This window comes from Pseudanabaena sp. lw0831, from assembly GCF_016584665.1.
Classification (GTDB): Bacteria; Cyanobacteriota; Cyanobacteriia; order Pseudanabaenales; family Pseudanabaenaceae; genus Pseudanabaena.
Genome location: NZ_BBJB01000021.1, coordinates 37,161 through 57,643, shown reverse-complemented (window position 1 = coordinate 57,643; position 20,483 = coordinate 37,161). Strand labels below are relative to the sequence as shown.

Genomic DNA, 20,483 nt, shown 5'->3' with positions numbered 1-20,483 from the left:
TCTCTTTTTTGGTTAAGTTGCATTACTGTACAACTAAAATTGTTTTGAGGCTGTCATCACTTGCCCCATTAATAACACCGCCCGATCGCAAAATAGCTTGCAACATTTCCACGACCTCAAACGTGATTTCTTCACCAATACAAACTAGAGGAATCCCTGGAGGATAAGGACAAAGAGATTCAGCACTAATTCTCCCGATCGCGTTATCGATAGAAATGCGATCGCATTTTGCAAAATATGCCTCACGAGGAGTAAGTCTAGATTTTGGAATGGAAACCAATGATTGTTGGTCGGCAGTCGCCGACCAACAATCATTGGTTTCCTGAGAAAGTTGTTGCAATCCACTCACTAGCCGATCAATATCAGCTTGAGTATTACCAAAGCTGAGACTAAATACTAATTGCGATCTGGTGGGCATTTCTGCCATCACGTCTAATTGAGAATGCAAATATTCATCAGCTTCAAAGCCTGTAATATCTAAGCAATCAGTCATTACCGTGAGGCGAGTATCGTCAAGATTGGGAACTTCTACCTGACTAAAGGTTCGCAACTTAGGAATTTGATTTAATTGCGATCGCGCTGCTTTAGCTAATCCCAATGTGTAAGTTAAGAGTTGTTTGCCATTAACTGCCATTTGTCGCCGCGCCACATCCAGAGAAATCATTAGTAATAAATTGGGACTACTTGATCGCAATATTTGCAAAGCACGATCAACTTGTTCAACAGCAATGCGATCGCCTTGTAAATGCAAAATCGAAGACTGGGTGAGGCTACCTGCAACTTTGTGAGTGGATTGCACAACTAAGTCGGCTCCTGCTTGCAGAGCTGAAATCGGTAGATCGGGATGAAATCCTTGGTGCGCTCCGTGAGCAGCATCAACTAATAGGGGAACATTAAAAGAATGGGCGATCGCTACCATTTTTGCCAGTTCGCCACAAACTCCAAAATAATTAGGGCTAACTAGCATTACCGCTTTCGCATCAGGATGCAGGTTCAGAAATAATTCTAAGGTCTTAGGACTCACGCCCAAGTCTAAATCAAATTCTGGTAAATAGTCAGTTGGCAAATAAACAGGAGTAGCTCCATTAATAACTAGTCCTGCGATCGTGGCTTTATGACAGTTACGCCCAATTAAAATCTTGTCTTCCTGCTGGCAAGTTGCCAATAGCATCGCTTGCACACCGCAGGTAGAGCCATTGGTCAAGAACCATGCGCGATCGCTGCCATAAGCATCGGCAGCTAGAACTTCGGCTTCAGCGATCGGTTCTTCGAGATCGGGTAATTCAGGCAAATCGAGGCGAAAAATATTCTCACCCATGATTGACATAAATTCGCGATCAATACCCTGACCGCGTTTATGTCCTGGCATATAAAACGGTGCGTCATCGATATCTAAATATCGCCGCGCCGCTTCTAATAATGGAGAAAAATCTTGATTCAAAGCCTACTTAGGTGATTTAAAATTTACCCCACCCTAGCCCTCCCCTTGCAAAGGGGAGGGAACAAGATTTCTAGTTTTCCCCCTTTACAAGGAAGAATTAAAGGGGGTAAGTCCGACTTATGTCTAGAAGATGGAAGATTTTTTACAAGAAATCTCCTTATTCCAAATACTTCTCCAAAGCGATTTCGACAATATCTTTCATCGAAGCACCCTTTTCTTCAACAGCTTTTTTGAGCAGATCAAAGGACTTCGCTGAAAGGGTGACTCGATGGCGGACATCTTTACGTTTGCCTTTGAGGTCGTTCTCATCGATCTCTGGGACATAGGCTTCAGCGAACTTTCGTAAATCTTCATTGCCTTTGCGATCGCAAAAATCACCAAACCCTTCGCCATCTATGCGTTCATTTTTGAAATAAACAAATAGCGGCTCTAAACCTTTTTCCAAATTATTAATATGCAAACGTTGCACATAGGGTTGAGCCAACCGAGTTGAGGCAAAATTACCCCCCAACCAAATTTGATATTCATCAACGGCACTACCGACGAAGGCAAGTTCAGCCATATAAGGACGGGCACAACCATTGGGGCAACCTGTCATGCGGGTGACGAAGGTTTCCCGATCTAAGCCCAAACGGACTAATAGCCTACGGATTCTCGCTAATACACTTGGTAAGACTCGTTCGGACTCAGCGATCGCTAGTCCGCAAGTGGGGAAAGCGGGGCAAGCCATGGAGTAACGCACTAGAGAGTCGATTTTGTCAGGAGCAAGTACCCCACAGCGATCGAGAATCTTCTGAATCTCTTCTTTTTCATCGGCGGCGATTTCTGTAATCAGCAAATTGTGGTTTGGAGTCAGCACAAAATCATGATGAAACTTTTCGCTGATCTCGCGTAAAGCCGTTTTTAGTTGCAAATCCTCGCGATCGCTAACTCGACCATTTTCAATCGAGACCCCCACGAAATATTTGCCATCGCCCTGTTCATGCCAGCCCAAATAATCCTGATATTTGAAATCTGGCAATTCACGAGAATCTTCAAGTTTTGTTGGATAATAATCCAACAAAACTTGCTTAAATTTTTCCACGCCCCACTCATGCAAAATATGTTTGAAGCGAGAATGACGACGATTGTGGCGATCGCCATAGTCTCGTTGTAAGGAAACGATCGCCTTAATCACATCATAGATTTTGTCAACTGGCACAAAGCCGATGCTGTCCGCCATTCTGACAATGGTTGCATCATTATTATGGGCGCGTCCCAAGCCACCACCGACATAGACATTAAAGCCTTCTAGCTCTTTCTGAGCATTTGTAATTACCACCAACGCCAAATCGTTGGTATAGAGATCAACTGAGTTATCACCAGCAACTGCGATCGCAATCTTAAACTTGCGTGGCAAATACTGCACACCATAGATCGGCTCGACATCACTGATATTGGTTTTAGCCGTCCCCGTCCCCTGACGATTACGAGCTTCAGTCACCTCTGTGGCTTCGGTCGAAGTCACGGCCACTTCTCCATCTAGCCAAATATCGTAATAAGCCCCAGCCTGCGGAGCGAGTAAATCCGCAATTTTAAAAGCATATTCGCGGGCATAGACATATTCAGGCTTGTTTTTAAAGGGAGCCGATGGAGCCATCACGTTACGGTTGATGTCGCCGCAAGCGCCTACCGTTGATCCCATGTTTCTAGTGATATCAGCAATGACTGTCTTCAGATTTTCTTTGAGAATGCCATGAATCTGAAAACCTTGCCGCGTTGTCGCTCGCAGAGTATGGTTGCCATACTTATCACATAGCTTATCCAGAGCCAAATACAACTGCCAAGGAATCACCCCACCTGGGCTACGGGTACGCAACATCATGCTGTATTGCGCTTCTTCGCCTTTAATCTTGTTCTTTTCAAAATCGCGCTCTTTTTGTTGATAGGAACCATGAAACTTCAGGATTTGAATACCATCCTGACTGAAAAAAGGATTGCCATCAGTTAGCTCAGTGTTGATAGGACCTCGCAAAAAGTTACTTTTTTGCTTAAGGACTTCAACCTTTGATACTTTTACAGGATTTGTCAAAGTGTTTGTCATGGTTCAACTATCGAAATTTCGTATATTTTTAACTTATTTGCCCCACCATTATACCCCGATAACCCCATCGGAATTAAGATGAACTTTACAAAAAGAAAAGGCAGTCCATTGGACTGCCTTTTCTTTTTGGTTTAGAAAACCTTATTCGCTTTCCTTAGCAAAACCAGCGTAAGCTTCCATGCCATGTTCAGAAATATCAAGTCCCTTGAACTCTTCTTCAGGCTCGACGCGAATACCACCAGAAATCAGAGAAATTGCGTACCAAGCGATAAAGCTAAAAGCAACAGTAAAACCACCAACCGCAGCGACACCGATCAATTGATAAAGGAGTTGGTCAAATCCACCGCCGAAGAATAGACCAGCCTTAGGTCCAGCTCCAGCTTGTAAGATGTAACCGCCACCAACGTCTGTTTTTTGCCCAACAGCAAATAAGCCGACAGCCAGAGTCCCCCAAATACCGCAACATAGGTGAACTGAAGTCGCACCTACAGGATCGTCAATTTTTAGATTATCGAAGAAGCCAACTGCAAACACAACTATTGCGCCACCGATCGCCCCAATGATAATCGAGCTAGGTAGGGTGATCCAAGCACAAGAAGCAGTTACAGAGACTAATCCAGCCAAGATACCGTTAACAATCATCGAGAGGTCAGGCTTACCAAGATATAGCCAAGCCACAATAGTTGCAGCAATGCCACCTGCGGAAGCACCCATGTTAGTCGTCAAGGCAATGTGAGAAATCAAACGACCGTCAGCAGCCATGGTAGAACCTGGGTTGAATCCGAACCAGCCTAACCATAGAATCAAACAACCCAAAGTCGCAAGACCCATGTTATGTCCAGGAATAGCACGATTTTTGCCATCTTCGCCATATCGTCCAATGCGTGGACCAAGTACGGCTGCGCCAATAAGAGCTGCCCAACCACCTACAGAGTGAACGACTGTAGAACCAGCAAAATCAAAGAAACTACCCGTAGTTGCACCTGAAGCGTCCTTGGCTATGTTGGCTAACCAGCCACCACCCCAGATCCAATGACCTGTGATCGCATAGGCAACACCAACCAAAACAAAGCTAAACAGCAAGAACGAAACAAACTTAATCCGCTCAGCGACTGCACCTGAAACAATCGTTGCAGCAGTTCCTGCAAATACTAATTGGAACAAAAACTTAGCTTCTAGGGGTACGCCTGTCCAACTAAGCCCAGGGAAGTCGCCCTTGTAATCCGCAAGAGTAGCAGGACTGTTATCTGCGCCATTAAGGAAAAATCCTTTCAAGCCAATAAACATATTCCCGCTACTATCGCCATACATAAAACCAAAACCGATCGCCCAGTAAGCAATGGTAGCGATCGCAAATACGATTAAGTTTTTGGTGAGAATGTTAACCGCATTTTTGCGGCGACAAAATCCAGACTCCACCAGAGCGAAGCCTGCATTCATGAAAAATACTAGAAATGCAGCTATTACTACCCAAAGAGTATCTAATCCAACTTTGAGAGCAGCAACGTTTGCCTGAACCTTGTCAGCAGTTAGAGGTTCAGGAGTAGGGGTAGCAGTTTGAGCAGTGGCTGCATACACCCAAAAAACACCGATAATTGCCGCTAGGGGAATACAAGCAGTCCAGTTTACTGAACTCTTGAGTCTCCTCTTTTGATTTGACTTATAGACCAACACCTTTAAATTCTCCTCAGCGAAGTAACATACCAATGCAAATACTAAGAATGCAAGGATTAATTATGTTCATAACAACAGATTCAAGCACCTAGGTTTTGTGTAACTTTATACAGTTTTTATAAGCTGCTCTTATTTTTCATAAGGAATATCAATTAAAAATTGCAGAGGGATAACTACGCGATTGATTAGCGAGCAGTCTTATTGGGGTTTTAAGGTTTTCTAAGCCCATGTCAAAATCTTGATATTACATCTATAAAAAAGACGACGCAAAGCGCCGTCCATGATATTGAGTCTGAGATTATTTTGAGATTTTAACCTTCAGTTGAACTTTGACTGATAAATACACCAGAGCCAAACTCGCTACCATAACCCTCTTCACCATGAACAGGTAAGTCTATACCTTGTTCTTCAACGGATTGAGGAACTCTCAAGTCCATAAACAACTTAAGGACGAAAAGAATGATAAATGTAGCTACACCAGCAAATACATAGGTTATGGCAACGCCCTCAAACTGTTTCCAAATCAGGATGGGATTTCCATCTAAAAGGCCAAGTGGAGCATCTCCTCCAAAGGCAACTTTAGTAGCAAATACGCCCGTCAACATTGCGCCGACAGTCCCGCCCACACCATGTACAGAGAAAGTATCAAGCGAATCGTCAAACTTGAACTTAGCTCGCAAACTAACGGCAATGAAACAGCATACTGCTGTAATCGAACCAATCAAAATCGCGCCAATTGGCATGACAAAGCCAGCCGCAGGTGTAATGCCCACTAGTCCAGCCAGAAATCCACTGGCAATTCCAACGGCCGTTGGCTTACCACGCAGAACCCACTCAACCAATAGCCATGTCAAGCCACCTGCCGAAGTCGAAACTGTCGTTGCCACAATTGCAACTGCCGCAAGAGGTCCAGCAGCAAGAGCGCTACCTCCATTGAATCCAAACCAACCAAACCATAGTATTCCAATTCCCAATAGGACATAAGGAACGTTGTGCGGAGTATGTGGTCTAGTTGCGAAGTCTTTACGCGATCCGATCATCAAAACCGCAACTACTGCGGCAACACCAGAACTGATATGTACAACCGTACCGCCAGCAAAGTCTAACGATCCAAGTTCTTGCAACCATCCACGTCCCCACACCATGTGGGCGAGAGGAGGATAAACCAAGGTAGACCAAAGCAAAATAAACCAGAAATAAGCCTTAAAGCTCATCCGCTCAACGATCGCCCCAGAAATCAGAGCAGGGGTAATGATCGCAAACATCATTTGATAGACCATGAACACAGCATGGGGAATCGTACCTGCATAGCCAACAGGGTCAGGCTCAGTAAACTTAACTCCATTGAGAAAAGCCCAATCAAGCCCACCAATAAACTTTTCGATCCCTTGACCAAATTCTGGAACTTTGACGGATACATCAAAGGCTAAGCTATAACCCCATAACACCCAAGTTACACCGACAACTGCCATAAGCAATAAGCTCATCATCATCGTGTTCAGAACGTTGCGGGTTCTTACTAAGCCGCCGTAGAAAAATGCTAAGCCTGGTGTCATTAGCAATACTAAAGCCGCAGCAATTAGTACAAATGCAGTATCACCAGAATTAATTGGCGAAGCCGCAGGAGCAGGTGCTAGTAATTTGTCCAGTGCTTCCTTTTGCTCTTTTGTTAGAGTTACAACGTCACCACTTGCTGGAGCGGATGTCGGGGAAGGAGCAACACTGGGAGAAGGACTCGCTGTAGCCGCAGGGGAGGTTGTTGTTGGGCTAGCTGTTGGAGAAGGAGAAGTAGTTGCTTGCGCCCAAGTCTGACCTGTAAAAGGAAAACTCACCAACCACAGAACTAGCAACGAACTCAGTAGAAATTTTTTGATCACAGACTCTATCCTTTCACAAATTTTTCTTGTCATCAGAATAAGGCGACATGAGTTTAGTTAAGCAGCTTTTAAATAGCTCTAAAAAGCTAATCTCTTATAGCGCTCACATGCTCATTTTTATAGTTACCATAGAGAAATTATTCAAGAATGATTTCATCAAGTTATAAGTCATCAATCTGTATTAGAAATCACATTTCTGATTTTGGAGACAACAAGATTATCAATACTGGTAAGTAATTATGCGCAATTAAATATGAACTCTAAAAGCCTGTACCACCTACTGCGTAGACATCACAGGCTATGCCTCTGGACTTTAAATTACGCCAAGGTAATTACTAAAACTATGAACGCAAGATAAAAGCTGAAATTTAGTAGCAAAAATTAGAATATTCAGTAACTTTAAGTATTAATGCTGAACCCGAAAGGATGACTTCACTCTATCTTTTGCTAATTCGATCACAAGCTTAAAAGCGGCTGTGCTAGAGTTGGTGTACTTTTAGATATATTCCTCACACACCTCACTTTTCAGGAAGTTGACATGGCAAAAGGCGGATTTGTACTTGGTACAACAGCAGCATTGGCTGCGGCTGTGGCAGTTGTTGGTTTTCAGCTAGCAAACCCTAGCATCGCCGCATTTCGGGATAGCCCCAAAGAAATCGTTGATGAAGCTTGGCAGCTTATAAACCGAGAATATGTCGATGGGGCGTTCAATAAAGTTGACTGGCGGCAAGTCAGACGACAATATGTTGAAAATCGCGATTATTCTTCTAAGGCTGAAGCCTATCGTTCAGTTCGGGAAATGCTTAAGCTACTCGACGATCCATATACTCGCTTTATGGACCCTGAGCAGTTTAAGAGTATGCAAATTGATACTTCGGGGGAACTCACAGGGGTTGGTATTCAGCTTGGAATGGATGATGCAACCAAACAACTGACTGTTGTTGCCCCAATTGAAGATTCACCAGCGTCTCGTGCTGGCGTGTTGACTAAAGACATAATTACTTCGATCGCCAATAAGTCTACTGAAGGCATGGATATCAACCAAGCCGTAGCTTTAATTCGTGGTCCTGCTGGCACAAAAGTTAAATTGGGGATCAAGCGTGGCGATAAGCAGTTTGACATTGAGCTAGAACGCGCCAAGATTGAGATCCATCCAGTCAAAGCTGAGCTTCGTGATACCAATATAGGCAAGGTTGGCTACATCAGCTTGCGTCAGTTCAATGCCAATGCAGCAAGTGACATGCGTAAAGCAATCCAAGACCATGTAAGTAAAGGCGCGGTTGGATTTGTATTAGATTTGCGCTCAAACCCTGGTGGGTTGCTATATTCCAGTGCTGAAATTGCGCGGATGTGGCTCGATAACGCCACCATTGTTTCCACAATTGATCGTAAGGGTGAAAGTGAGCGCCTAACGGCTAATCGTCAAGCTATCACCAATAAACCTCTCGTGGTTTTAGTCGATGGTGGTTCGGCAAGTGCTAGTGAGATCCTATCTGGTGCTTTGCAAGATAATAAACGTGCTGTGATTGTCGGTACTAAAACCTTTGGTAAAGGACTAGTCCAGTCAGTGCATTCCCTAAGTGATGGTTCGGGCATGGCAGTAACGATCGCTAAGTATTACACCCCCAGCGGACGCGATATCAATCATTTGGGTATCATTCCTGACCGTGTAGTCGAACTAACCAAAGAAGATCTTGAAAAGTTGAATAAAAATCGCGATCTAGTTGGCACAATCTCTGACCCACAGTTTGCCAAAGCGATCGATATTTTATCGGCTGAGATTAAAAGTGTAAGCTCCCGCTAAAGGATATATCTTGCAGCGCAAAGCCCTGTAGAAGCTTACACAGAATAATCGAACTTAAAAATAGTGCGGTGGGCTACGCCCACCGCACTATTTTTAAGTTTTAAAAAAGGCGGACAAAGTTCGCCTTTTTTACTAGGAATCCATATGGCGTGTTAGTACTGCTTCCATAGTGCTTTCGAGATTTTGACCTGTAAGAATGCCACTAGCTAAAGCGTAAATATTATTATCCCGACGGTAAAGAGTCTGAAAGCCTGTTCGCATTTTTTTGTCACCCATTACCCAGTAACGCTGAATAATTGAATCTGGTCCAATTATGCCTTCACCCTCAACTTTACCCAAAGAACTATCGTCAACAACAAAAGTAAAACGGCGCTCATCTGAGTCAATTCGACCTTTATAAGCCATGGTTAATTCTTCGCGATCGCTATCGGGGAAAGTCAACTTTGTGACCATCGTGAACCAAAAATTATCCCTTGACCAACCTACCAATGTTCTACCCTTGACTTGAGTTGGCATGGAATCTCGATCTATCCAATTGCCTTCGAGAGTCCATTTCCCAGGTTGCACTAAAAAGGTATGCGCCACAATTTTTGTCGCTCTGTTTTGTTGCTCAGCAGATTCAATCTTAATTATATAGCGTTATTACCAATCCCAATATGATCCCAAAAGCAAGGTCATCGCCTTGCGATGACCTTGCTCAATTTACTAAACCCGATCGTAAAGCTATAACTGCTGCTTGTACGCGATCGTCAACAGATAATTTGTTCATGATGCCCCGCACATGAGTTTTAATCGTGTTTGGGCTAAGATATAGCACTTTGGCAATTTCGGGATTACTTTTGCCTTCAACAATCAATTTCAGCACCTCTAATTCTCGTTGCGATAGGTGTGAGGTATTTTCAGGTTGCCTTGGTGGCTTGAGATGATCCATCACTTTGCGAGCAACTTGAGGATCGAGATAAGTAGCACCATCCATAGCTGCCGTAAAAGCTGCCAAAAGACTTTCGGTAGATGTCCCTTTGACACAGTAGGCATCGGCTCCACTTGATAGTGCAGCAATAATTTCTGTATCATCGGTATGGGAGCTAAGCATCACAATATGAACATTAGGTGAAGCCGCCTTAATTCTTTGGGTTGCCGAAATTCCATCCAGCCTTGGCAATCCAATATCCATCACAATAATGTCAGGGCGTAATTCCTGAGCCATTTTTACACCGATATAACCATCTTCTGCGATGCCAATTACAGTGATATTTGGCTGTTGAGAGAGGGATTGCTCTAGTCCGAGTTGGATGAGTGGATCGTCCTCAACAATTAGGACTTTTAAAGATTTCGATGCTGTAGCAACAGTCATAATTCTAAATTTCTCTAAATTTAGTTTGATTGAGTTGATTATATAGTAAAAAGAGAAGTGGGGGGCGCGAAGCGCCTACTTCTCTTCATCGGAATGATTGCGATGATTTAAAATTACCAAGGAACATGGAATGAGTGCTATCAATTTGGAGAAAATCGATCAACTAATTAGTGAAGGATACATCACCAAACGCCCTCATTCTAGCGGTGATTTATTTATTTATAACTACACTGCCAAAGCTCAGTACGATCGCCTATGGACTCCTGAAACAATTCAATGTCGAGGTTTAATTCTTGATTGCGATGGGGCGATCGTGGCTCGCCCTTTAGCAAAATTCTTTAACCTCCAAGAACATAAAGAAGCTCTTCCCTCAGAACCTTTTGATGTTTATGAAAAGCTTGATGGTTCTCTAGGGATTATGTATTGGCATCAAGATCAGCCTTATATCGCTTCTAGAGGGAGCTTTAACTCCGATCAAGCAGTTAAAGCTAATCAAATCTTGACATCAATTTATCCCGAATCAATTCCATTGCTGGAGCGATCGCTAACCTATTTATTTGAAATTGTCTATCCTGCGAATCGTATTGTTGTTGATTATGGGGAGTTTGAAGGTTTGGTATTATTGGCAGTAATTGAAACAGAATCGGGAAGAGAACATGAAATTGAGTCGTTTACACATTTGGGATTCCCGATCGCTAAAAAATATGATGGATTAAAAGATCTAGAATCAATTAGCAATCTCAATGAGCAGAATCAAGAGGGCTTTGTAATCCGCTTTGCGAGTGGACTGAGACTTAAATTTAAGTTTGCTGATTATGTGAAATTGCATCGTGTGCTCACTCAAGTCACTAGCAAAGTAATTTGGGAGATGTTGCGCGATCAAACTCCTTTTGAGGATATTTTAGAGCGGGTTCCCGACGAGTTTTACAATTGGGTAAAAGAGACGAAGGCTAATCTCATTGCTCAATATCAACAAATTGAAGATACTGCCAAGGCTAACTTTGAGCGGATTATCGCTGTTGTAGATCGCAGCGATCGCAAAGAAATGGCAAAACATATCTTAACTTGCCAAAATCACACGATTTTATTCTCTCTTCTAGATGGGAAAGATTACAGCGACTATATTTGGCGAAGTATTAAACCTGCCCATGAAAAACCTTTCATGGACAATGATGAAGCTTAAAGCACTGTAATAAAAACAAAAATCGTTGCGAAAGGTGAAGCCTTTTGCAACGATTTTTGTTTTTTATTTTACAACTTGGAGTTTGTTGACTCTCAGTGTGAATTTACCACCACTGCTACCACCAAATGACGAAACCCTCACAATGTAATTGCCTGATTGACGCACTTTAAAAAAGATGAGGGAATTGGTATTATCGCCAACAGAATCATCATTTTCAGCAACAACCTCACCAGCACTATCTAACAGGCTTAAGACTGTATCAAAGCCTCCAGCACTTACCGAAATTTCCAAACGCTCATCTTTTTGAACATTAATTGCATAGTCACGCGCAAACCCTTTCTGCCCTGTCGGAATATCTTTATCAGTGAGAATATCGTTAACATCTACACCACTAGCGATCGCGGTTGGTTTATAGATGGATGTACGCACCTGTGCTAATGACAAAGGCGCAAAAGTAGCTAAACCGATCGCGATCGCACCTACTCCCGCAGCAAATTTCAATAAAACTAAAGCTAAACTTTTTGTAATAGCCTTGCTTCGCAAGGCTATTACAAAAAGTTTAATGCTTCGATTGTTCATGGTTTGCTGTAAGTATTCAGAGTGATGATAGTCAAACAAGATTAGGTACTTCACGAAACTTCTTTTAATTCGCCGAATTTCAATTGTAACTGACTAGATTCTACTGTGGAATTAGCTAAGCTATTAGGAAATGGTAATTCTTTGATTAATGGAGGTTTAATAGTTGGAACAATTTGAATTTTGCCATAAAACTCTTCTTGGAATAATTCCACTTTTGATTGTGAAGACATTAGTAATAAGCCCCAAAATACGCCCACGCGATCGTTAAATACTGCTGCTAAGTCAGATATCTCAATCTCCTCGTCGGGATGGAGTAAAAAATAGCGCTCAATTTCTTCGACCATCTCCGATAAATTTTCTTTGTGAGCTAACTGGGCGATCGCTTTCATCGCTGCTTTACGAGCCATTTTGCCTTGGCTAGGACGCTTGGCTGGCTTACTAGTCTTGCGATCGACTACTTCTGCGATCGCCTCGATCTGTGCAATTAACTCTTCTAGGGTTATCCGTCGCGCTTTAGGGGGCAAAGCCACAGGCAAGCGGCGCAACCGTTTATCAAAGTCAGTTGGTAAGCGCATCGCATCGGCGACAACCTCAGATTCTTCCCCCAGTTCATCATCAACGGATTCTTGCTCATAGACAGCTTGACTGTCTGATAATGAGTTTGCTTTGAGTAATACCAACATTGATGCGTAGAGCATCGCCTGCCCAGAATCATATAAATCGCGCCGATCGCTAACAATTAACCGCGACAAAAAGCGATCGACGACATCGATCACCTGCACATCCCAAGGATCAATCTCGCCGCGTTCTGCAAGATCGATCAGGAGAGCAATGGCATCTTTGGTAACTGATTCGGCGATCGATAAGGTCATGGAGCTTACGAGAAGCGGATGTTTAAAAATATCATCGATTGCGGTGAAATAGTCGGAAAATTTGATTTGGATAAAATAAATGGCGCATTTGCGCCTTTTATTTTAGTTTTTAGACTTGTCTTCGTCGATCTCAACATCGATCGCTGAGGCAGAAACTAAGCGTTTGCGCTCCTCAATCTCAACGCTTAAATTCTGGACAGTTTCTTGCAAATTCTGGATCTGAACATTTTTATTACGCATGTCAATGGATTTTTGTAATCCAGACCAGACACTAAATATCCAAGCTAAAACCGCACCTAAGCCCATTGCCAAAATCAGTTCGACCGAGATTGGGGCAGCAACTTTAATCTGCGGGATAATTTGGATGGAGGCTGGGGAAGTATTTTGCAAGGAAAACAATACTAATGCAAGAGCAACGATAAAAAAGACAACAAAATTAAGCTGGCGCATAGTAGTTAGACCTCATTTCTAAATTCTTAGCTAATGGTTTATCAAACAATGTTCATAATGTCTACAGTAAAAAGGAGAGTGGCGCAAAGCGTCCACTCCCCTTTTTTTGTAAAGTGAGTTTCACTAACTTAAGCTTTGATCGCAGTTTTACGAACACCTGATATTTTGGAATTATTGTGCTTAATCTCTTCTTCGGTCAGAGGCACAATATCAATGTGATTAAATAATGTTGTGACGAAGGTGAATAGTAAAAAAGGCAGAGAAGTTACCACGATCAAACCCACTGCACCAAAGGAATAAATCGGCTTACTCATTAGCGAAAGAGCTGATGCTAGAGCTAGAAAAATTACACCTAACCAGACAATTACCTGACCCAAAATATCGCTGAGGGTAAGGGTACAAACAAAGCGGTATTTACCAATGTCATTCATCATATTCCACCTATCAGGATGATTTTTAAAGTTTTTTAATTAATCAATTTATTTTGTTAGGGTTCTGCAATTTAATAAAGAACCAGTTTTTTTATGGCGCGGCTTCGCCGCGCCATAAAAAAACTGGTTCTTTATTTTAATGTTAGACCCTTAGCTCTCAGTATACGAACCGTACTTAAATTTTAGGGTTACGTTTTATTGAGAAAGCTAACTGAATCCCTTATCAATTTTGGTTAATTACTCCCTTTCCACCGAAAGAATGGGTGTTGTAAAGTGAATAATTAGTGGTGCACGGCTTCGCTGCGCAACACTAATTATTCACTTGGCAGGAAGTAATTATGTGGGATGAAATTGCGATCGCTATTTCACAAGCAACGGGAGAACGGTTTACCTGCGATCTCCGCCAAGCGCAGTCTGGCGGCTGCATCAATCAGACAACTCGAATATCCGATAGTCAGCGCCAATTTTTTGTTAAAACTAATATTGCCAGCAGTTTAGATATGTTTGTCGCTGAAGCGATCGCCTTAAAGCAAATGTATACTACCCATACAATCCGCGTACCACAGCCGATCTGTTGGGGAATAGCTAATGATGCAGCTTACTTGGTGATGGAAAATCTCGAATTAGGCGGCAGACAAGACTGGGAAGCGATGGGACGAAATCTAGCGGCGATACATCGGGTAAATAGCGATCGCGGATTTGGTTGGGATCAAAATAATGCGATCGGCTCAACGCCGCAGATTAATAATTGGACAAATAGTTGGCTAGATTTCTGGATCGAATATCGGCTAGGCTTTCAGTTCCGTTTAGCCAGACGAAAGGGGTGGCAATCCAATATTCCTGAAGAAAAAATTTATAAGTCCTTGTCAAGATTTTTTGATAATTACCAACCACAGCCTTCAATGGTACATGGCGATCTTTGGGGTGGAAATGCCGCATTTGTGGATGGCGAACCTGTGATTTTTGACCCTGCTCTGTATTTTGGCGATCGCGAAGTTGATCTTGCTATGACCGAATTATTTGGCGGATTCCCATCGCAGTTTTATCGCGCTTATCAGGATGCATATCCTCTAGACTCAGGCTATCAACAACGTAAAACTCTTTACAATCTCTATCACATTCTCAATCATTTCCATCTCTTTGGCGGCGGCTATGGCTCTCAAGCTAATCGCATGATTGAGACTATTTGCAAATAAAAAAGGGCGCTTTGCGCCCTTTTTTATTGAGGTTTTAACTCTTGCTCGTTCTCGATCAAAGGCGATCGCAAACAGAGATAAATTAATGCGCCAACTAAAGGGATGAGGGCGATAAATGAAAAGAATCGATCATCAGTCATGCCACGCCGATCCATGTCGTCACTAAGCAACCAAGGAAACATCAGCGACAACATGCAAAAATCTAAACTCATCACATGGATAAATCGACTGGTTTGCCATTGCTGGATAAAATCAGCCCAATTACCATTCGCAAATCCGTACACCAAAAAATAAATGGCGATCGCGCTAATCGCGATTCCTGCAAAGCGTGAATCTAAAATCTTCACATTCCAGCTTTTTTTGCCGACAAATGTAGGATTTGGCTCCCGCAAAGCAAAGTAAGGCAACAGTGCAAATGCACCTAAAAAGAATGACAGTCCTGCAAACGGCCAAGCTGGTATTTTCTGTCCTTGTCCATCGCTAGCCAGCATACAAGCATAAATGCAAGGAAAAACACCCATCAAATTAAAAAGCGCCACAATATAAGCATTAGTACCTTGCCAATCACCTGCAATCAGTTTCTGGATCAGGGTTATGGTGTCAGGGCGATCTGGTGGAGCAAAAATGAATGCATAAACCACAAATAAAATCCAAATTAACCAGAATCCAAGATTATTAGGCATAGATAATTATTCAAAAAGCTAAGAAAATGATGATAGTACAATAGTCAGCATAGATCTGCGATGCTGAGAACAAGCATCTTCTTTACTAATTTATCAAATCAGACCATGGACGATCGCACGGAAATATTACGTCAGCTCATGAAGCAAGTCGGTATATCTAGCTTTCAAATACTAAGCGATCGCACAGGTATATCACGGCGAGCTTTCGACACGCTTCGCAAAGGTAATGCGGCGACTCTAAGATATGCTGATTTAACGAAGTTAGCGGAAGTACTCCAAATTGAAGTAACAGAAGTGATTGCTAAGTTTATCGGCGATTCAAACAATCCAGAATCTCCAAGTTTAGCGATCTCTGCCTTACGCGAAGAATATCAAAGATTGCAGCAAAAACTTGAGCAGCAAAAACTTGAGTTGCGATCGCAATTTGAACGAGAAACTATTCAACAATTAGAGTCTCTAATTTTGCAATTACCATCGGCAGCTCATGCGGCTCAGCAAAATCCAAATATGCTAGCGAAAAATATTCTGCCTCTCTTACGTCCTTTGGACATACTTTTGCAAAAATGGGGGATTACTGCGATCGATTCTGTTGGTAAAGAAGTTGCTTACGATTCCCATAAACATCAATTAATGGAAGGAAGTTATGAGATCAAAGAAGGAGATGTCGCGATCGTGCGATATGTTGGTTATATGCAAGGTGAAAAGTTGTTGTATCGGGCTAGGGTTTCTATCGCAATTTAAAGCGCTTTGCGCTCAAACCCAAACCAAGAAAATTTTTTAAAACGTTGCTTTGCAACGTTTTAAAAAATTTTCTTGTGGTTCCTTTGATCAAAAATTGCTGTAAAGAACAATAACATGTCAATCTCTATTGCCTTCATTGCCCATGACACCCAAAAAGCAGACATAGTTACTTTGGCGCAAAAACACCAAGCAACATTGTCTCGTTATCATTCCATTGCAACAGCCAATACAGGTAAGCAGATTCAAGCCTCGACAGGGATTCAGATTGAGCTAATGCGATCGCAGCATGACGGTGGGGATATTGAAATTGCTGCTCGTGTAATTGAGGGAGAAGTTGCTGGTGTTATTTGGCTCTTCGATCCAGATCATACTCAATTGCTTGGTTCTAATCTTCTACCCTTGCTGCGAGTATGCAAAATCTATAACGTTCCTCTAGCTACTAACATAGCAACAGCAGATGCTGTACTGCAATCCCTAGGTAAACGCCTTGTCGCCCATCTGATATTTAATCCAGTGGCAGGACAAGGAAATCCCGATTGGGATCTTGCCATGATTCGTCAAACTTTGGAGCCTCAGATTCAACTGAAGGTTATTTTTACAAAGCCCGATGTTAATCCTGCTGACCAAGCAAAAGCTGCGATCGCGGCAATTCAGGCGCGTAAATCGACATCCCCTGACACTGATTTCATTATCGCATCTGGTGGCGATGGCACAATTTCCGCAGTTGCAAATGCTCTGATTGGTACGGACATTCCCCTTGGTATTATTCCCAGAGGCACTGCCAATGCGTTCTCTGTAGCATTGGGAATTCCGACAGGACTTAAGCCAGCTTGTGAGAACATTCTCACTGGCAATACTTGCATTGTCGATGCAGCTCGTTGTAATGATTTCCCGATGATTTTGCTTGCTGGTATTGGATTTGAAGCAGAAACTGTCCAACGAGCCGATCGAGACATGAAGAATCTTTTGGGAGCTTTTGCTTATCTGATCGCGGGAGCCCAGCAACTTTTAGAACAGAAGCTCTTTGCTGTCGAAGTTGAGATTGATGGCTCTATCACTCAATTTCACTGTGGGGCGATGACTATTGCCAATGCTGCGCCTCCGACTTCAGTGCTGGCTCAAGGATTTGGAGAGGTAATTCCCAACGATGGGTTACTTGACGTGACGATCGCCATTTCCAAGAATGAGAGTCTCAACCTTTCCGATCGCCTATTAGCGATCGATGTAATCGGCAAGCTGTTTACTTCTGCGTTAGTAAAAACCCCCATCGAGAACGAAGTCTTAGTCTGCTTTAGAACTAATAAAATCAAGGTTACGGCAACCCCGCCCCAAAAAGTAGTAGTGGATGGCGAGATAATTGGGACAACTCCAGTAGAAATAGTATGTATCCCAGACGGATTGACACTTTTTGCTCCATTGGTTAACAGTCTGATTCCAGTAAGAAAAGCAGTTGAATTAAGTAACTAGATTAAAGCCAAAAAGGCAATGTTACGTAGAAGAAATTTCTGTCGTAGCGTAGTTCTAGTGCGTAGCCATAGAACTACGCTATGGCGATCGCTATAATAATTAGATCCATAATTCTAAATATTTTGTAAGCACTTGCGAAAATTAACTTGCTAGGATGTTAAGGAAATGCCAAAATATTCAAGTTAGTACTGGCTGAAATGACTATGCTCGGTAAAACCCTGACTGGGCGCTATAAAATCGTCAAACAACTTGGGGGCGGCGGCTTTAGCCAAACCTTTATTGCCGAAGATGGATATCTGCCCGATCGCCCTACCTGCGTGATTAAGCAGCTTAAGCCTGCGTCATCGCAAGCAGAAATTTTAAAAATCTCACGCGAACTATTCGATAACGAGGCAAAGGTACTTTATCGATTAGGCAGACATGAATGTATTCCCAGCTTGTTGGCTCACTTTGAAGAAGATGAAGAGTTTTTTCTGGCTCAGGAATTGATTGAAGGCGATGTATTGACTCAAGAAATTAAGCGTGGTGAATGTTTGGGAGAGCAGTACACGATTGATTTTCTCACAGATATTTTGCACACCCTCGATTTTGTACATCGCCAGCAAGTAATTCATCGCGATATTAAGCCTAGCAATTTGATTCGTCGCGCTAGTGACAAAAAAATTGTCTTGATTGATTTTGGTGCAGTCAAAGAAGTTAGCACTCAGCCGATTAGTCAGTTAGGACATACTTCAAGCTTGGTGATTGGCTCACCTGGATATATGCCGAACGAGCAATATAGCGGCAAGACCATGTTTGCTAGTGATATCTATGCGATCGGGGTGATTGCCATCCAAGCCCTAACGGGAATATTGCCAAACCAGATTCCCGAAGATCCAATTACTAGTGAGTTTTGCTGGCGCGATCGCGCTAAAGTCACGCCAAGATTTGCCGATGTGATTGATAAAATGGTGCGCTTTGATTTTCGACAACGCTATCAATCAGCTAATGAAGTATTGGACGCACTGCAACCTCTACTAATGCAATCTCAAGCGCAGACTATTTTTAGCGAACTTAACCCGCTAAACCTTGGCGAGTTGCCACCGATTAATCCTCCTGAGGAGAATACTAAGAGTCCTCAGGCAAAGCTTATCGATGAAATCTCAGACGATCTTGAGATGAGTGAAGACCCTGTTCGGGCGAAGAAACTAGTGTGTTTAGTATGTACGGGTATTTTAGAAAACGATCTCAATCGTTTAAACAACTTCAGTTTTGTGGAACTACTGGAAGATTTATATCAACAATATCCAACTATTGAAGCTCTCAAAGAGAACTTGGTAAAGTCCGTCAAAACCATCTCTGTCCAAAAACAGCGCCAATATTTGATTGTTGCCAAAATAGTTTTTAATGCAGCCTCCAAATTCTATCAAAAATCACCAGTATCAGTCATTGCCGAGCCGATAACTTCTTCTCAATTTAATTCAAATTCTCAAAAATTTAGTCAACCACTTTCTTATTCAGTAAGCCATCTAGTAATTAATGCAGGTTCAGCGCAACTAATTGCTCCTCTCAATACTTCTCAAAATAGCTTAGTAGATGAACCACTAAACGAATCTTTGGATGCAGAATTGCCATCGGAGCAACAGTCTAGTTTTAAAGAAGATGAATTATCACTTTTCGACGACCCCTATCTAGACGATAACTCTGATATTTATGCATGGGTCGCTCATAACATTGATATAGATGCTCAACAAATGCGCCTAAAAAAGCTCTTGTTTTATACCTATCAAGATGTTTGGGAAAGCGATCTGCGTCAATTAAACAGTATTGACTGGGCAAGTCTATTAAGAGAACTAGTCTCGTTTATGCCCACTTTTCTGCAATTGCAAGCTTTACTGCAAGAAGCAGTTCAAAGAGTTTCAAAACCTGCGGAATATATTGCGATCGGCAATTTGCTACTCACTAAGTTAGAGCCTCTTTATCCCGATCGCAATGAAGAGAACAATCTAGAAGCGATCGTGCCACCGATCGTACCAATTATCAATCAATACAGCCTTCCCTTAAACAATCAAAGTCGCAGCAAAATTCCTTTTGATCCACGCATTGCCATCGATTTATTTGACTTGCGATTAGAACTAATGCGATTTACGAGTTCTATGCGAGCGAAAATACTCCTGTTTTCTGTACTTTACTATCCCTTTGACCCCGATCGCGATAATTGGCATGACTTAGGATCGCATCGTCTAGATGGATTGCTACGGCAATTATTTTATGCCTATCCTTCCTTTGAGAAGGTCGAAAAATCGATCTGGCAAATAGCGCGATCGCTAAGTGAACCCAGCGCCTACGATCAGGCAGCTAGTTATATTCTCCAAGTAGTCAAGACTCTATACGATCAGCTTGAATCTAAATCAATGCTACACCCTGCGGAAGGAAAACAAGCCGCATCTGAAGATACTGACTTTACACAACCAAGTGTGCTCTCTCGTAGCAGTGATGATGATACTTGCCAGTTTGCTTGACATTTTCCCAACTATAGCTAAACCCAAAAGAGAGTGGCGGCGAAAAGCGCCACCACTCTCTTTTGGGTGTGGATTTTGTCATAAAATGAAAGCTTGACCACTATAATCACGATCCACTCAAATCGTTGATAATCACCTAAAACCGTA

At 42.5% G+C, this 20,483-nt stretch carries 17 protein-coding genes; 6 read left to right on the top strand and 11 right to left on the bottom strand.

What is annotated here, in order from left to right; translation table 11 throughout:
- Positions 1-22: 22 nt before the first annotated feature.
- From APA_RS04545 to APA_RS04530, 4 genes are all read right to left on the bottom strand, one after another.
- Positions 23-1,441, bottom strand: a complete 1,419-nt coding sequence (locus APA_RS04545) for an aminotransferase class I/II-fold pyridoxal phosphate-dependent enzyme (RefSeq protein ID WP_201321129.1) — start codon at positions 1,439-1,441, stop codon at positions 23-25.
- Positions 1,442-1,598: 157 nt separating this feature from the next.
- Complete coding sequence (gene sir / locus APA_RS04540) at positions 1,599-3,524, bottom strand: sulfite reductase, ferredoxin dependent (protein WP_201321128.1); 1,926 nt, start codon at positions 3,522-3,524, stop codon at positions 1,599-1,601.
- Between the two features lie 141 nt (positions 3,525-3,665).
- Positions 3,666-5,198: an ammonium transporter gene (locus tag APA_RS04535; protein WP_201321127.1), complete on the bottom strand. Its 1,533-nt coding sequence runs from the start codon at positions 5,196-5,198 to the stop codon at positions 3,666-3,668.
- A gap of 311 nt (positions 5,199-5,509) precedes the next feature.
- Positions 5,510-6,847, bottom strand: coding sequence for an ammonium transporter (locus APA_RS04530; protein ID WP_374101343.1), 1,338 nt, complete (start codon positions 6,845-6,847; stop codon positions 5,510-5,512).
- A 766-nt stretch (positions 6,848-7,613) separates the two neighbouring features.
- Here APA_RS04530 and ctpC point away from each other — a divergent pair.
- Entirely contained in the window at positions 7,614-8,879 is a 1,266-nt protein-coding gene (ctpC, locus tag APA_RS04525) for a carboxyl-terminal processing protease CtpC (protein WP_201321126.1), read from the top strand.
- A gap of 132 nt (positions 8,880-9,011) precedes the next feature.
- Here ctpC and APA_RS04520 read toward each other — a convergent pair whose 3' ends face one another.
- Positions 9,012-9,464 carry a hypothetical protein gene (locus APA_RS04520; RefSeq protein WP_201321125.1) on the bottom strand — a complete coding sequence of 151 codons (453 nt, stop codon included), beginning with the start codon at positions 9,462-9,464 and terminating at the stop codon, positions 9,012-9,014.
- Between the two features lie 112 nt (positions 9,465-9,576).
- A complete protein-coding gene (locus APA_RS04515) occupies positions 9,577-10,233 on the bottom strand; it encodes a response regulator transcription factor (RefSeq protein WP_201321124.1) in 657 nt (218 codons plus the stop codon).
- A 130-nt stretch (positions 10,234-10,363) separates the two neighbouring features.
- Between APA_RS04515 and APA_RS04510 the strand changes: the two genes are divergently transcribed.
- Positions 10,364-11,416, top strand: a complete 1,053-nt coding sequence (locus tag APA_RS04510) for an RNA ligase (RefSeq protein WP_201321123.1) — start codon at positions 10,364-10,366, stop codon at positions 11,414-11,416.
- Between the two features lie 63 nt (positions 11,417-11,479).
- On the opposite strand, the gene APA_RS04505 is transcribed toward APA_RS04510, so the two are convergent.
- From APA_RS04505 to APA_RS04490, 4 genes are all read right to left on the bottom strand, one after another.
- Entirely contained in the window at positions 11,480-11,959 is a 480-nt protein-coding gene (locus APA_RS04505) for a PPC domain-containing protein (protein ID WP_236579404.1), read from the bottom strand.
- An 86-nt stretch (positions 11,960-12,045) separates the two neighbouring features.
- The gene (locus APA_RS04500) at positions 12,046-12,867 is read right to left on the bottom strand and encodes a segregation/condensation protein A (RefSeq protein WP_201321122.1); all 822 of its coding nucleotides are present in this window, start codon (positions 12,865-12,867) and stop codon (positions 12,046-12,048) included.
- Between the two features lie 102 nt (positions 12,868-12,969).
- Positions 12,970-13,317 carry a lipopolysaccharide assembly protein LapA domain-containing protein gene (locus APA_RS04495; RefSeq protein WP_201321121.1) on the bottom strand — a complete coding sequence of 116 codons (348 nt, stop codon included), beginning with the start codon at positions 13,315-13,317 and terminating at the stop codon, positions 12,970-12,972.
- A gap of 128 nt (positions 13,318-13,445) precedes the next feature.
- Entirely contained in the window at positions 13,446-13,748 is a 303-nt protein-coding gene (locus APA_RS04490; protein WP_201321120.1) for a hypothetical protein, read from the bottom strand.
- 338 nt (positions 13,749-14,086) lie between these two features.
- Here APA_RS04490 and APA_RS04485 point away from each other — a divergent pair, with 338 nt between their 5' ends.
- The gene (locus APA_RS04485) at positions 14,087-14,944 is read left to right on the top strand and encodes a fructosamine kinase family protein (RefSeq protein WP_201321119.1); all 858 of its coding nucleotides are present in this window, start codon (positions 14,087-14,089) and stop codon (positions 14,942-14,944) included.
- Between the two features lie 23 nt (positions 14,945-14,967).
- Here APA_RS04485 and APA_RS04480 read toward each other — a convergent pair whose 3' ends face one another.
- Entirely contained in the window at positions 14,968-15,627 is a 660-nt protein-coding gene (locus APA_RS04480) for a DUF2834 domain-containing protein (protein ID WP_201321118.1), read from the bottom strand.
- Positions 15,628-15,687: 60 nt separating this feature from the next.
- Between APA_RS04480 and grpE the strand changes: the two genes are divergently transcribed.
- The 3 genes from grpE (at position 15,688) to APA_RS04465 (ending at position 20,336) form a co-directional block, all read left to right on the top strand.
- Complete coding sequence (gene grpE / locus APA_RS04475) at positions 15,688-16,368, top strand: nucleotide exchange factor GrpE (RefSeq protein WP_201321117.1); 681 nt, start codon at positions 15,688-15,690, stop codon at positions 16,366-16,368.
- A gap of 114 nt (positions 16,369-16,482) precedes the next feature.
- The gene (locus APA_RS04470) at positions 16,483-17,835 is read left to right on the top strand and encodes a methylglyoxal synthase (protein WP_201321116.1); all 1,353 of its coding nucleotides are present in this window, start codon (positions 16,483-16,485) and stop codon (positions 17,833-17,835) included.
- A gap of 197 nt (positions 17,836-18,032) precedes the next feature.
- Positions 18,033-20,336: a serine/threonine-protein kinase gene (locus APA_RS04465; protein WP_201321115.1), complete on the top strand. Its 2,304-nt coding sequence runs from the start codon at positions 18,033-18,035 to the stop codon at positions 20,334-20,336.
- Positions 20,337-20,483 lie beyond the last annotated feature (147 nt).

What these genes read in the sequence shown, in the direction of transcription:
- ctpC (WP_201321126.1), top strand. Translation starts at nt 7,614, where the DNA reads ATGGCAAAAGGCGGATTTGTACTTGGTACAACAGCAGCATTGGCTGCG.
- APA_RS04510 (WP_201321123.1), top strand. Translation starts at nt 10,364, where the DNA reads ATGAGTGCTATCAATTTGGAGAAAATCGATCAACTAATTAGTGAAGGA.
- APA_RS04465 (WP_201321115.1), top strand. Translation starts at nt 18,033, where the DNA reads ATGACTATGCTCGGTAAAACCCTGACTGGGCGCTATAAAATCGTCAAA.
- sir (WP_201321128.1), bottom strand. Translation starts at nt 3,524, where the DNA reads ATGACAAACACTTTGACAAATCCTGTAAAAGTATCAAAGGTTGAAGTC.
- APA_RS04480 (WP_201321118.1), bottom strand. Translation starts at nt 15,627, where the DNA reads ATGCCTAATAATCTTGGATTCTGGTTAATTTGGATTTTATTTGTGGTT.
- APA_RS04515 (WP_201321124.1), bottom strand. Translation starts at nt 10,233, where the DNA reads ATGACTGTTGCTACAGCATCGAAATCTTTAAAAGTCCTAATTGTTGAG.
- APA_RS04500 (WP_201321122.1), bottom strand. Translation starts at nt 12,867, where the DNA reads ATGACCTTATCGATCGCCGAATCAGTTACCAAAGATGCCATTGCTCTC.
- APA_RS04470 (WP_201321116.1), top strand. Translation starts at nt 16,483, where the DNA reads ATGTCAATCTCTATTGCCTTCATTGCCCATGACACCCAAAAAGCAGAC.
- APA_RS04495 (WP_201321121.1), bottom strand. Translation starts at nt 13,317, where the DNA reads ATGCGCCAGCTTAATTTTGTTGTCTTTTTTATCGTTGCTCTTGCATTA.
- APA_RS04490 (WP_201321120.1), bottom strand. Translation starts at nt 13,748, where the DNA reads ATGAATGACATTGGTAAATACCGCTTTGTTTGTACCCTTACCCTCAGC.
- APA_RS04485 (WP_201321119.1), top strand. Translation starts at nt 14,087, where the DNA reads ATGTGGGATGAAATTGCGATCGCTATTTCACAAGCAACGGGAGAACGG.
- grpE (WP_201321117.1), top strand. Translation starts at nt 15,688, where the DNA reads ATGCTGAGAACAAGCATCTTCTTTACTAATTTATCAAATCAGACCATG.